The 12,263-nt window shown below is 65.9% G+C and carries 12 protein-coding genes and 1 pseudogene; 7 read left to right on the top strand and 6 right to left on the bottom strand.

Annotated features, from left to right (window positions below):
- Positions 1–130: pseudogene (locus tag V7778_RS24370) on the top strand (IS1595 family transposase); the annotation flags it as partial.
- A 38-nt stretch (positions 131–168) separates the two neighbouring features.
- Here V7778_RS24370 and V7778_RS24365 read toward each other — a convergent pair.
- From V7778_RS24365 to V7778_RS24355, 3 genes are all read right to left on the bottom strand, one after another.
- On the bottom strand, positions 169–660 hold the full coding sequence (locus V7778_RS24365; RefSeq protein WP_335560123.1) for an Ohr family peroxiredoxin: 492 nt from the start codon (positions 658–660) through the stop codon (positions 169–171).
- A 3-nt stretch (positions 661–663) separates the two neighbouring features.
- Positions 664–1,422 carry an SDR family oxidoreductase gene (locus V7778_RS24360; protein ID WP_335560122.1) on the bottom strand — a complete coding sequence of 253 codons (759 nt, stop codon included), beginning with the start codon at positions 1,420–1,422 and terminating at the stop codon, positions 664–666.
- A gap of 161 nt (positions 1,423–1,583) precedes the next feature.
- Positions 1,584–2,597, bottom strand: coding sequence for a LysR family transcriptional regulator (locus tag V7778_RS24355; protein ID WP_442920755.1), 1,014 nt, complete (start codon positions 2,595–2,597; stop codon positions 1,584–1,586).
- 228 nt (positions 2,598–2,825) lie between these two features.
- On the opposite strand from V7778_RS24355, the gene V7778_RS24350 reads away from it, so the two are divergent.
- On the top strand, positions 2,826–3,305 hold the full coding sequence (locus V7778_RS24350) for a carboxymuconolactone decarboxylase family protein (protein WP_335560120.1): 480 nt from the start codon (positions 2,826–2,828) through the stop codon (positions 3,303–3,305).
- 8 nt (positions 3,306–3,313) lie between these two features.
- Complete coding sequence (locus V7778_RS24345; RefSeq protein WP_335560119.1) at positions 3,314–3,727, top strand: cupin domain-containing protein; 414 nt, start codon at positions 3,314–3,316, stop codon at positions 3,725–3,727.
- Between the two features lie 7 nt (positions 3,728–3,734).
- Here the strand turns inward: V7778_RS24345 and V7778_RS24340 are convergent, their stop codons facing one another.
- The gene (locus V7778_RS24340; RefSeq protein ID WP_335560118.1) at positions 3,735–4,727 is read right to left on the bottom strand and encodes a GlxA family transcriptional regulator; all 993 of its coding nucleotides are present in this window, start codon (positions 4,725–4,727) and stop codon (positions 3,735–3,737) included.
- A 177-nt stretch (positions 4,728–4,904) separates the two neighbouring features.
- Between V7778_RS24340 and dinB the strand changes: the two genes are divergently transcribed.
- A complete protein-coding gene (gene dinB / locus V7778_RS24335; RefSeq protein ID WP_335560116.1) occupies positions 4,905–5,978 on the top strand; it encodes a DNA polymerase IV in 1,074 nt (357 codons plus the stop codon).
- A gap of 81 nt (positions 5,979–6,059) precedes the next feature.
- A complete protein-coding gene (locus V7778_RS24330; RefSeq protein ID WP_335560114.1) occupies positions 6,060–6,956 on the top strand; it encodes a recombination-associated protein RdgC in 897 nt (298 codons plus the stop codon).
- A gap of 100 nt (positions 6,957–7,056) precedes the next feature.
- Here the strand turns inward: V7778_RS24330 and V7778_RS24325 are convergent, their stop codons facing one another.
- On the bottom strand, positions 7,057–7,542 hold the full coding sequence (locus V7778_RS24325) for an asparaginase domain-containing protein (RefSeq protein ID WP_335560113.1): 486 nt from the start codon (positions 7,540–7,542) through the stop codon (positions 7,057–7,059).
- A gap of 157 nt (positions 7,543–7,699) precedes the next feature.
- Between V7778_RS24325 and V7778_RS24320 the strand changes: the two genes are divergently transcribed.
- Entirely contained in the window at positions 7,700–8,476 is a 777-nt protein-coding gene (locus V7778_RS24320) for an L-asparaginase (RefSeq protein ID WP_335560111.1), read from the top strand.
- Between the two features lie 361 nt (positions 8,477–8,837).
- On the opposite strand, the gene V7778_RS24315 is transcribed toward V7778_RS24320, so the two are convergent.
- A complete protein-coding gene (locus V7778_RS24315; RefSeq protein WP_335560109.1) occupies positions 8,838–9,833 on the bottom strand; it encodes a D-2-hydroxyacid dehydrogenase family protein in 996 nt (331 codons plus the stop codon).
- Between the two features lie 341 nt (positions 9,834–10,174).
- Here V7778_RS24315 and V7778_RS24310 point away from each other — a divergent pair, with 341 nt between their 5' ends.
- The gene (locus V7778_RS24310; protein ID WP_335560107.1) at positions 10,175–12,037 is read left to right on the top strand and encodes a phosphoenolpyruvate carboxykinase (GTP); all 1,863 of its coding nucleotides are present in this window, start codon (positions 10,175–10,177) and stop codon (positions 12,035–12,037) included.
- Positions 12,038–12,263 lie beyond the last annotated feature (226 nt).

Below are 12,263 nucleotides of genomic sequence, written 5' to 3'. Positions count from 1 at the left end.
GGCGCGCTTTCATGGCGTCGCTTCGCGCTACCTGCCGAATTACCTGGGCTGGCAATGGGCGCTCGACGGGGCGCGCATCGCCACGCCAGAGCGATTTCTGCGCTGTGCGATCGGCGTCTTCAACACATAAGAGGCACAGCGCCTTTTTTTTCGTCGTCTTTTTAACACTCAAACCAGGGACACACTGCCCGCCGCGCCCTGGCGCGTCATCTTCGTATAGGGGCAAAGACGTTCGGCGCTGCGCACCAGGCCTTCCGCCAGCTCGCGCTCCACGCCCGGCAGGGCGATGCGCACGTCGGCGGTCAGCATGTACAGGCCGTCCATCGGATCGCGTCCGAAGGCCACCTGCACCTCGACCTGCGCATCGGTGAGCGCCACGCCGGCGCGCGCCGCCAGCAGGTGCAGGGCGCCATGGAAGCAGGCGCCATAGGCGGCGGCGAACAGCTGCTCGGGATTGGTGCCGGCGCCCGCTCCGCCCAGTTCTTCCGGCAGGCGCAGCGCCACCTCCAGCCTGCCGTCGCTCGAGCGCGCCACGCCAGAAGCGCGCCCGTGTCCGCTCTCGCCGCCGGTCACCGCCACCGTCGTGGTGTACAGGGGCAGAAAGTGCTCGCCCCGGTAGCGCTCGAGCAGGCTGGCGGGCGGCGGCTTGAGCGGCGTCATGTGCTAGGCCGCGACGGCGCGCTGGCGCTCCAGCCAGCTCTCCAGGTCCAGCTTGCCCAGCCAGGCCTGGCCGGCCGGGACCAGGGTATCGTCTTCCAGGCGGGCGCCGAAATAGCCTGCTTCCGGATCGGCCACGACCCGGCGCGCATCGCCCGTCAGCTCCAGGTAGTGCTGCACCACCTCGGTCATGCGCTGGCGCTGGGGACCCGCGATCTCCACCACGTCGTTGACCGGGGCGCCGAGCGTGAACTCGGCCATGGCCAGGGCCACGTCGTCGGCGGCGATCGGCTGCAGCCAGGCCGGCGACAGGTGGACCTCCTGGCCCCGGGCGCCGGACTGGGCGATGCCGCCCAGGAATTCGAGGAACTGGGTCGAGCGCACGATGGTGTAGGGGATGCCGGCCTCGCGGATCAGTTTTTCCTGCAGGATCTTGCCGCGGAAGTAGCCGCTCCCGGGCAGGCGGTCGGTGCCGACCACCGACAGCGCCACGTGGTGGCGCACGCCGGCGCGCGCTTCGGCGGCCAGCAGGTTGCGGCCCGAGGTCCCGAAGAAGTCGAGCACCGCCTGGTCCTCGAACGAGGGCGAATTGGCGACGTCGACCACGATGTCGGCCTTGGCGAGCGCCACATCCAGGCCTTCGCCGGTGAGGGTGTTGACGCCCGATGCCGGCGAGGCGGCCAGCACCTCGTGGCCGCGTTCGCGCAGGATGGCGCACAGCTTGCTGCCGATGAGGCCACTGCCTCCGATGACGACGATCTTCATGATGGGTTCCCTGTAGAGTGGTGAGGCGGCGCCCGGACATCCGGGCGCCTTGTACGGAGTCGCGCAACCAGTGTAGGCAGGCTGTCCGGGCCGCGGTAGATCCGCGGCGGGCCGCACATTGTTGTGCGCCGCGCACCAATCCCCGGCGGCCGGCTTTGGTCTTAGCCGAGGCCCAGGCTGTCCAGGCAATGCAGGTCCAGGGCGCGCACCTGCAGGGTCATGTGGTCGATGAAGACCCGGATGCGCGCCGGCAGGTGGCGCCGGCTCTGGTAGCACAGGTAATGGCCGCGGTCGTCCGGGGCATAGGGCGACAGGCAGGCCAGCAGGCGGCCGGCGCGCAGGTGCTCGCACACCTGGTAGCCGGCCAGCTGGGCCAGGCCTTCGCCATCGAGCACGGCGCGCAGCACCAGGTCGGCGTCGTTGAAGCTGAGCGAGGAGGGCGGCAGGGTACGGCGCACCTGTCCGCCGACCTTGAATTCCCACTCGCACAGGCGGTTGGCGGCGTTGCGCAAGTGGATGCAGCGGTGCCGGGCCAGGTCCTCGACCGCGTGCGGCATGCCGTGCAGCGCGACATACCCGGGGGTGCCGCACACCAGCATCTGCATCGGGATCAGCTGCTTGGCGATGGCCTGGCTGTCGTCCAGGCGGCCGTTGCGGAAGGCCACGTCGATGCGGTCGGCGATGAAGTCGGGCGCGCCGTCGTCCAGCACCAGGTCGATGCCGACCTCGGGATAGCGTTCGCGAAAACCGCGCAGCAGTGGGGCGACCACCTTGCGGCCGAAGCCGGCCGGGGCGCACACGCGCAGCTGGCCGCGCGGCGGGCCGGCCCGCAGGTCGCGCATTTCCTCCACGGCCTGCACGATGCGCTCGACGCCCGGCTTGCAGCTTTCATAGAACAGTTCGCCCTCGCCGGTGAGCGAGGTGCTGCGCGTGGTGCGCAGGAACAGGCGGGTGTCGAGCTGGGCCTCGAGCTTCTGCACGCTGCGGCTCACCGCCGAGCGCCCGATCCCGAGCCGCTCCGCCGCGCGGGCGAAGCTGCCTTCGTGGACCACGGCGATGAAGGCCAGCACGCCGGCATAGGTAGTGGCGAAACTCGATGCCAGCGCATCGCCGCGCTCGCGTTCGGGCTGCTGCGCCAGCCTGCCGCCGGCTGCGTGGATCGCCGCCATTTCCATTTTCATCCGTGTCCTCCCCGCCCTGCTCGGCAATGCCTTGGTAAAGACATCGTAGTCAGGCGAACCGCGACCGGCAATGACAAAAAAACCCGCATTCATGCCACACGGATTGGTGCCGGGCAGGCACCGGTGTGCGGCCCGGCACACGCCTACCGGGAACCCGGGACGCTTCCTACACTGGGCCTGTCCGATGACAAGCAATCACGCCGACAACAACAGGAGAAACTCATGTCCCAGCGTATCAACTACATGGAGCAGTCGCCCGAACTGTTCAAGAAATTCCTCGACTTCAGCCTCGCTTTCAGGCACTGCGCGATCGAAGAAAGCCTGCGCGACCTGGTGGAAATCCGCGCTTCCCAGCTCAACGGCTGCGCGTTCTGCCTCGACATGCACGTCAAGCAGGCGCGCATCCATGGCGAACGCGAACTGCGCCTGCACCATGTGGCGATCTGGCGCGAGTCGACCCTGTTCGTGCCGCGCGAACGCGCCGCACTGGCCTGGACCGAGGCCCTGACCCGCCTGCCGGAACAGGGCGTGCCGGCCGAGCTCTACGACCGCGTGCGCGGCCAGCTGTCCGAGCAGGAACTGTCCGACCTGACTTTCGTCGTCATGGCGATCAACGCCTGGAACCGCATCAGCGTAGCCTTCGCCGTGGTGCCGGGTTCCTACGACACGGCCTACGGGCTGGGCAAAGCCAACCTGTCTTAGGAGGCGATATGTCGTTCATCAACAGCATGAGCAGCGCCCTGGCCCTGGCGGGCGGCCTGTTTCTCGGCCAGCCGGTGCTGGCCGCGCCCGCGGCGCCGGTCTCGGTGACTTCCCTGATGACCAAGGCCATGGCCGACCATCCGGGCAAGGAAATCCTGGTCATCACGGTCGACTTCGCGCCCGGCGCGGTCGACCCCGTGCACCGCCACGATGCGCACGCCGTCGTCTATGTCCTCGAAGGATCGATCGTGATGGGCGTGAAGGGCGGGAAGGAGCAGGTCGTGAACCCCGGCCAGGTTTTCTACGAAGGCCCGCAGGACCTGCACACGGTGGGACGCAACGCCAGCAAGACCAAGCCGGCGAAATTCCTGGTGTTCCTGGTCAAGGACGCCGGCAAACCCTTCTTCATTCCGGTGAAGTAGGGCGCGCTCAGGCGTGCTGGCGGCGCCAGGCGCTGGGAGACTGGCCCAGGTGGCGCAGGAAACTGGCGCGCATGCGCTCGGGATCGCCGAAGCCGACTTCCTCGGCGATCTGTTCGAGCTTGCGGTCGGATTGCTGCAGCAGGCGCCGCGCCGCCTCCAGGCGGAACAGTTCGATCGCCTTGGCCGGGGTATGTCCGGTCTTGGCGCGGTAGACACGCGCGAAGTTGCGCGGGCTCATGCAGGCCTGGCTGGCCAGGGTGTCGACGTTCAGCTCGGTGCTGGCCAGGTGGGCGGCGATCCAGCGGTGCAGGGCGTCGAACTGGGCGCCGTCGCCGGCCTGCAGCGCCAGCTGCTTGCTGTGCTGGGATTCGCCGCCTGCGCGGCGCACGTGGACCGCGAGTTCGCGCGCCACCAGCATCGCGAGCTCGTTGCCGTGGTCGGCCTCGACCATGGCCAGCGCCATGTCGATGCCGGTGCTGACCCCGGCCGAGGTCCAGACCGGGTCCTGGCGCACGAACACCGCTTCCGGTTCCACCTGCACGGTGGGGTGCAGGCTGGCCAGGCGCTCGCACAAGGCCCAGTGGGTGGTGGCGCGGCGGCCGTCGAGCAGGCCGGCCTCGGCCAGCAGGAAGGAACCGGTGCAGACCGAGGCGATGCGCCGGGCGTCGCAGGCGCGCAGCCAGTCGACCAGGGGGCCCAGGGCGTGGATAGCGCTCGCCATCTCGGCGCTGCCGGGCACCAGTACGGTGTCGGGATGGATGCCGGGCGCGGCCAGGCTGGCGGTGGCGAGCAGGGTGCCTTCGGCGGTGGCGACGACGGCGCCGCCGATGCTGGCCGTGACCAGGGCATAGCCGGGCAGGCCGCGCAGGCGCAGGTGGCGGTCGGCGCACCAGAACACGGTCTGGGCGCCGGCCAGGTCGAGCATGCAAGTGCCGGGATAGACGGCGAACACGACCTGCCGCACAGGGTGCGCCGAAGGCGTGCTAGGGACGGCGTTCATACGTTGACGAATTCAAGGAAGACCAGGCCGGACGGGCCCGCTTTTTCATTATAGGACGTCTCCGGCTGGGGCAAAGCTCATCCGTAGGAGGGATGCGGGTCCTCCCTTGCAACAATCGGCGTTTCCGCCGATACTGTATGCAATTACAGTAGTGTGCCCCGGTCTGGGGCGGCCTCGATGAACGCCCCGGTCCGAAAAATCATCCATTGCGACTGCGATTGTTTCTACGCATCCGTCGAGATGCGGGACGATCCGTCCCTGCGCGGCCGGCCGCTGGCGGTCGGCGGCCGGCCCGACCAGCGCGGCGTCATCGCCACCTGCAACTACGAGGCGCGGCGCTACGGCATCCATTCGGCCATGGCCACCGCCCAGGCCATCAAGCTGTGCCCGAACCTGCTGGTGATTCCGCCGGCGATGGAAAAATACCGCACCGCCTCGCGCCAGATCATGGACATCTACCGCGACTACACCGAGCTGGTCGAGCCGCTGTCCCTCGACGAAGCCTACCTCGACGTCAGCGACTCGCCCCACTGCAAGGGCAGCGCCACCCTGATCGCGCAGGAGATCCGGCGCCGCATCGTTGAGACCGTCGGCATCACGGCCTCGGCCGGCGTGGCGCCGAACAAGTTCGTGGCCAAGATCGCCAGCGACTGGAACAAGCCCGACGGCCTGTTCCTGGTGCGTCCTGAAGAAGTGGACGCCTTCGTCGCCGCCTTGCCCGTCAAGAAGCTGTATGGCGTGGGCAAGGTGACGGCGGAAAAGATGCACCGCCTGGGCGTGCAGACCTGCGCCGACCTGCGCGACTGGAGCATGGAGCGCCTGCACGAGCACTTCGGCAGCTTCGGCGCCCGCTTGTACGACCTGTGCCGCGGCATCGATCACCGTGAAGTGAACACCTCGCGCGAACGCAAGTCGATCAGCACCGAGGAAACCTATACCCCCGACGTACCGGACCTGGCGGCCTGTCTCGCCCTGCTGCCGGAACTGGTCGAGCATTTGCTGGGCCGCATCAAGCGCAACGGTGCCGAAAAATTCATCAACAAGCTGTTCGTAAAGATCAAGTTCTCGGACTTCCAGCAGACCACCGTCGAGTGTGTTGGCTATGCGCCACATATTCCGACCTACGCCCATCTGATGGAAACCGGCTGGCTGCGCGCCGGCCGCCCGGTGCGCCTGCTCGGCGTCGGCGTACGCCTGAGCGACTCGGAAATCGCCGAGCAGCTGCGCCTGTTTGACGACCTAACAACATAAAATTTTTTTTGCGACAACTCGGCTGGGCATCAGCGTAGAATGTCGTTCCCTTGAAATACTGAAACAATCGGATAACAGCGTATGTGGTTCAAGAATCTCCAGATTTATCGCCTGCCCGCTCCCTGGGCATTCAACCCGGAACAGATGGAAGAAGCGCTCCAGCCGCAGGCGTTCACGCCTGCCAGCAGCAATGAACTGCTGCGCCAGGGCTGGGATTCGCCGCGCGGCAACGGCAAGCTGGTCCACGTCGTCAACAAGCAGATGCTGATGATGCTGGGTACGGAAAAGAAGCTGCTGCCTTCGACGGTCATCAACCAGGTGGCCAAGGCCAAGGCGGCCGAGCTGGAAGAACAGCAAGGCTTCCCGCCGGGGAAGAAGGCGATGAAGGAGCTGAAGGAACGCGTGGCCGACGAGCTGCTGCCGCGCGCCTTCACGATCCGCAGCAACGTCTGGGTCTGGATCGACCCGGTCAACGGCTGGCTGGTGGTGGACGCCGCCAGCCCGGCCAAGGCCGACGATGTGGTCAAGCTGCTGCTCAAGGCGGTCGACCGCATGCCGCTCGAATCGCTGCGCGTGCAGCGCTCGCCGGTGGCCGTGATGACCGGCTGGCTGGAAGCCGACGAAGCGCCGTATGGCTTCACCATCGACCAGGACACCGAACTGCGCGCCACCGGCGAAAGCCGCGCCGCGGTGCGCTACGTGAAGCATACCCTGGAACCGGACGACATCCGCCGCCACATCGCCGCCGGCAAGCAGTGCACCCGCCTGGCCATGACCTGGAACGACCGCATCAGCTTCGTGCTGACCGAATCGCTGGCGATCAAGGGCGTCAAGCCGCTGGACGTGATCAAGGAAGGCGAGTCGCCGACCTATAGCGACGACGAGCGTTTCGACAACGACATCGTCTTGATGACGGGCGAAATGGCCAAGTTGCTGGCCGATGTGGTCGAGGCGCTGGGCGGCGAAGCCAAGGCCTGATACCGGATCGTGTGCACCGCGCACACGCCAGCGATCATCGCGTCGGCGGCTCCGCCGCCGACGCGTTCAACCGGCTCTCGCTGCGCCGGTCACGCATGCATCACAGGTTCTGGAACACGCCCTCGGCGCGGTTCTTCTGAACGTTATCCCACGGGAACACCTGGCCGTTCATGGCCACATACACCCCCGCCGGCAAGACCTGCGCCACGCCGCAGGCAAACCCCAGGTTGAACAGCGCGTCCGAATTGGCGATCTCGTAGGGGATCATGGCGCCGGTCAGGATGATGGTCTGGCCAAGATTCGCCGCGCCCAGCACCGCCGCGGTTTCGCGCATGGTATCGGTGCCGTGGATGATGACGATCGCCTTCTCCGGCGCCGCCTGGCAGGCGGCCAGCACGCGCTGGCGGTCGGCGTCCTGCATGTCGAGCGAATCCAGCAGGGGCAGCACGTCGAGGGCGACGGGCACCGTCATGCGGCTGCGCTTGATCACCTCAGGCAAATGGCTGTCGGAAAAGCCGAGCACGCCGTTCAGTTCGTTGTAGTGCTTGTCGAAAGTGCCGCCGGTGGCGATGAGTCGGAGAGTCATGTTCGTTTAATGTATGTTTATCAAGGCGAAGAAAAAAGCCCGCTCATGATAGCCGCAAACGGGTATGTATCCGTGTGTGACTGCGCTAGAATCGTCCGGATCGGATGAGTACACTGATCCTCTTTTCTTCGTAGCCATCTTCGTAGCCATATACCAGATGAAAGCTGTCGCACCAGGAACCGTTATTTTCCACCGCCATCGGGGCTATGGCGTGATCACCCACGTCAACCTCCTGACGGGCTGGATTTCGGCGCGTTTCGGGAGCGAGTCGCGCACCCTGGACCTGAACCTGTCGAGCGACGAGGTACAGCACGCCGACGGCGAGCCCATCCTGTTCCGCCGCACGCCGCCGGACCGCATGCCGCATGCGCGCCTGATGGCCGTGGTGCGCGCGCTGCACCAGGCCGGCTACCAGAAGCTGTATCTGTATTCCTGGCCCAAGCCCTCGGGCCTGCACTGGCGCTGGCATTTGTTCACCGGTCCGCGCAACTGGATGCAGCGCTCCTGGCGCGAGGGCTGGTATGGATCGGGGGCCGATTACAACGGCAATCCGGTGATGGGCTGGGGCGACCAGCCGGGAGCGAGCACGGAGGAGCTGATCCATGCGCTGGCCAAATTCGACCCGGAAGGTCTGGCGCAGGCGCTGGGACGGGACGAGGACCACACGGCCTGGTTCGCGCAGGCTTGCGAGCTGCTGCTGCCGGGCTACATGTACAGCCTGAACATGGAGCCGCCCGCGAGCGGCGGACTGGTCGAGGCGCCGCCGGTGCCTGTGGTGCCGGTGAGGGCGGGGCTCAAGGCCTATGCCGGGCCGGATATCGGCTGGCCGCCGGGGTGGGCCGGGCTGTGGAAGGGGACGCATGTCATGCCGGCGCGCAAGGTCAATTTGACGGGGGAGCCGAGTTTCGATAGTGATGGTGCGGTGACGCGCTGACACGACGCGGCGAACTTGGGTCCCCGCCTTCGCGGGGATGACGATTTTCTGCTAGGTGAAATTATCCCGGACAGCAGTGCGCCTTCGCGGGAAGTCGTAGGCGCCGGTGGCGCGTATGACGAGCTAACGGTTAAAATTTGCGCCTGGCAGCACAAATATTGCTAATTCTGCTACAAACCCTCTGCAAAGGCAGAGGTATCGCTTATCCCGGACAGCAGTGCGCCTGCGCGGGGAGTCATTGCCGCCAGTGGCGGGAATGACGTTCTGAAGCTGGCACTTAGAACACCGGTACACTGTTACAGACTCTGCCTTAGCACGTCATCCCCGCGCAGGCGGGGACCCAAGTTTGCCCACAAACCCATTACGTCCTTTTGCCCACCGCCTCCGGATTCAAAATATTATCCGGCTCCCCCCGCGCAAACTTCAGCACATTCTCGAACGCGATCTGGAAATAGATCTCGTAGCTATCCTTCTCCACATACCCCAGGTGCGGCGTCGCCAGCACCGTCGGGATCCGCAGCAGCTCCGCATCCGCCGCCAGCGGCTCGCTGGTAAACACGTCCAGCGCCGCCTGCCCCGGCCTTCCCTTGCGCAGCGCCGCTTCCAGCGTCCCCTCCGCCACCAGCTCGGCCCGGCTCGTATTCACGAACAAGGCATCCGGCTTCATGCGCGCGAAATCCTCGGCCGTGACGATCCCGCGCGTGCCTTCCGCCAGCCGCAGGTGCAGGCTCAGCACGTCCGCGGCCTCGAACAAGGCGTCGCGCGACGCCGCCGCTTCGACGCCGTCGGCCACCGCCGCTTGCCGGCTGTTCTCGCTGCCCCATACGAGCACGCGCATGCCGAAGGCGCGTCCATAGCCCGCCACCAGCTTGCCGATCTTGCCGTAGCCCCACAGCCCCAGCACCCGTCCGCGCAGCGAACGGCCCAGGCCGTTGAGCTGGGGATTGACCGAGGCCGTCTGCCACAGGCCGTCCTTCAGGTTGTTCGCATAGGGCACGATCTTGCGGCTGGCCGCCATCACCAGCGCCCAGGTCAGCTCGGCCGGCGCCACAGGCGAGCCGATGCCCTCGGCGATGGCGATGCCGTGCTCGCTGGCCGCCGCCACGTCGATGTGCCCGCTGACCTTGCCGGTCTGCGAGATCAGCTTCAGATTCGGCAGCTTGGCCAGCAGGGCGCGCGGCAGGACGGTGCGCTCCCGGATCAGCACCAGGGCGTCGAAAGGCGCCAGGCGAATGGCCAGCTGGCCCAGCCCCTTGGCCGAGTTGGTAAAGACCTTGACCTCGTGCCCGTCGAGCAGGCGGAAGCAGTCGAGGCCGCGCACGGCGTCCTGGTAATCGTCGAGAATCGCAATTTTCATGGGTGTTGTCAGATTGGAATGAATCGCTCGTAAAGAAATAACACGATATGCCGGATGCTCAAATAGCCTACTACATTACTGGGGAAATATTCCTACTTTTTTGTAGTGAAAGAACCCGAATCTGCAGTGGGCGGGTGTACAATCGATCGGAACTTGAGGGTTTGACATGCTACGCGCATGTCCCCAGCAGCACCGTTCCCAGCCTTGCCAGAGGCTGTCGACACGACCGCCGTACCGCCGCCGTTCGCCATTGCTTTCGCATGGACGCTTCCGCAGCCGGCCAGACGACGATCCTGCCGTGCCGGGACAGAAAGCATTCTTAATTGGCATTGGAGGTACCTATGAACCAGCCCGTGATGGGCGGCGTCGCCGCACTGAACGTTCCAGCTTACATCAAACACCAAAAGCTCATCAATTGGGTAGCGGACATCGCCGCCCTGACGAAGCCTGACGCCATCTACTGGTGCGACGGCTCGGAAGAAGAGTACGACCGCCTGTGCGCACAGATGGTCGAAGCCGGCACGATGAAGAAGCTCAACCCGGCCAAGCGTCCGAATTCCTACCTCGCCTGGTCCGACCCGTCGGACGTGGCGCGCGTCGAAGACCGTACCTATATCTGCTCGGCCACCAAGGAACAGGCCGGCCCGACCAACAACTGGACCGACCCGGCCGAGATGCGCCGCACCCTGAACGGCCTGTTCGACGGCTGCATGGCCGGCCGCACCCTGTACGTGGTGCCGTTCTCGATGGGTCCGCTCGGTTCGCCGATCGCCCACATCGGCGTCGAACTGTCCGACTCGCCCTATGTCGCCGTCAACATGCGCATCATGACGCGCATGGGCAAGGCCGTGTACGACGTGCTGGGCCAGGACGGCGAGTTCGTGCCTTGCGTGCACACCGTCGGCATGCCGCTGGCTTCCGGCCAGAAGGATGTGCCGTGGCCATGCAACCCGACCAAGTACATCGTCCACTATCCGGAAACCCGCGAGATCTGGTCCTTCGGTTCGGGCTACGGCGGCAACGCCCTGCTAGGCAAGAAGTGCTTCGCGCTGCGCATCGCCTCGAACATGGGCTACCAGGAAGCGCAGGCGGGCGGCACCGGCTGGCTGGCCGAGCACATGCTGATCCTGGGCGTCGAATCGCCCAAGGGCGAGAAGAAATACGTCGCCGCCGCCTTCCCTTCGGCCTGCGGCAAGACCAATTTCGCCATGCTGATCCCGCCGAAGACCTTCGACGGCTGGAAAGTCACCACCATCGGCGACGACATCGCCTGGATCAAGCCGGGCCAGGACGGCCAGCTGTACGCGATCAACCCGGAAGCCGGCTACTTCGGCGTGGCCCCGGGCACCAACGACAAGACCAACCCGAACTGCATGGCCTCGTTGCGCGAGAACGTCATCTTCACCAATGTGGCGCTGACCGACGACGGCGACGTGTGGTGGGAAGGCATGACCAAGGAAGCCCCGGCCCACCTGGTCGACTGGCAGGGCAAGGACTGGACCCCGGCGTCCGGCACCAAGGCCGCCCACCCGAACGCGCGCTTCACCGTCGCCGCGACCCAGAACCCGGTGATCGACCCGGCCTGGGACGATCCGGCCGGCGTGCCGATCTCGGCCTTCATCTTCGGCGGCCGCCGCTCGACCACGGTGCCGCTGGTGACCGAGGCCAATAACTGGGTGGAAGGCGTGTACATGGCCGCGACCATGGGCTCGGAAACCACCGCCGCCGCCGCCGGCCAGATGGGCATCGTGCGCCGCGATCCGTTCGCGATGCTGCCCTTCATCGGCTACAACATGAGCGACTACTTCCAGCACTGGCTGGACCTGGGCAAGAAAATCGAAGCCAAGGGCACCGCACCGAAGATCTACTGCGTCAACTGGTTCCGTACCGACGACGCCGGCAAGTTCGTGTGGCCGGGCTATGGCGACAACATGCGCGTGCTGAAGTGGGTGCTGGACCGCGCCGAAGGCGGCGCCAGCGGCGGCCAGTCGCACCTGTTCGGCACCTCGCCGAACTACGGCGACCTGAACTGGGACGGCCTGGACTTCACCGAGCAGCAGTTCACCCAGATCACCTCGATCGACAAGGACGCCTGGCGTGAAGAGCTCAAGCTGCACAGCGAGCTGTTCGAGAAGCTGGCCTACCACCTGCCGCAAGAGCTGGTGGACACCAAGGCCAAGCTGGAGAAACATCTGGCCGCGTAAGTTGGCCGAGTGGGGGAGGCCGCCTGCGGGCGGCACATAAAAAAGAACAGGGGCGATGCCGGTGGCGTCGCCCCTGTTTTATTTGTGGCCGTCGAACTGCCGCTGCAACAGCCGTGCGCCCATGCCCTAAGCACGTCATCCCGGCGAAGGCCGGGATCCAAGTGTGTGTGCGTCATCGTCAAAGTGCGAATGAACCGTGACGCGACGAACTTGGGCTCCGGCCTTC

Source organism: Massilia sp. DD77 (genome assembly GCF_036961685.1).
In the GTDB taxonomy this organism is placed as follows: Bacteria; Pseudomonadota; Gammaproteobacteria; order Burkholderiales; family Burkholderiaceae_D; genus Telluria.
The sequence above is the reverse complement of the archived record's forward strand: the minus strand, read 5'-3'. Positions and strand labels throughout refer to the sequence as shown.

Coding starts and splice junctions, on each gene's coding strand:
- V7778_RS24365 (WP_335560123.1), bottom strand. CDS start 660: ATGACGCCGCTCAAGCCGCCGCCCGCCAGCCTGCTCGAGCGCTACCGG.
- V7778_RS24360 (WP_335560122.1), bottom strand. CDS start 1,422: ATGAAGATCGTCGTCATCGGAGGCAGTGGCCTCATCGGCAGCAAGCTG.
- V7778_RS24355 (WP_442920755.1), bottom strand. CDS start 2,597: ATGGAAATGGCGGCGATCCACGCAGCCGGCGGCAGGCTGGCGCAGCAG.
- V7778_RS24350 (WP_335560120.1), top strand. CDS start 2,826: ATGTCCCAGCGTATCAACTACATGGAGCAGTCGCCCGAACTGTTCAAG.
- V7778_RS24345 (WP_335560119.1), top strand. CDS start 3,314: ATGTCGTTCATCAACAGCATGAGCAGCGCCCTGGCCCTGGCGGGCGGC.
- V7778_RS24340 (WP_335560118.1), bottom strand. CDS start 4,727: ATGAACGCCGTCCCTAGCACGCCTTCGGCGCACCCTGTGCGGCAGGTC.
- dinB (WP_335560116.1), top strand. CDS start 4,905: ATGAACGCCCCGGTCCGAAAAATCATCCATTGCGACTGCGATTGTTTC.
- V7778_RS24330 (WP_335560114.1), top strand. CDS start 6,060: ATGTGGTTCAAGAATCTCCAGATTTATCGCCTGCCCGCTCCCTGGGCA.
- V7778_RS24325 (WP_335560113.1), bottom strand. CDS start 7,542: ATGACTCTCCGACTCATCGCCACCGGCGGCACTTTCGACAAGCACTAC.
- V7778_RS24320 (WP_335560111.1), top strand. CDS start 7,700: ATGAAAGCTGTCGCACCAGGAACCGTTATTTTCCACCGCCATCGGGGC.
- V7778_RS24315 (WP_335560109.1), bottom strand. CDS start 9,833: ATGAAAATTGCGATTCTCGACGATTACCAGGACGCCGTGCGCGGCCTC.
- V7778_RS24310 (WP_335560107.1), top strand. CDS start 10,175: ATGAACCAGCCCGTGATGGGCGGCGTCGCCGCACTGAACGTTCCAGCT.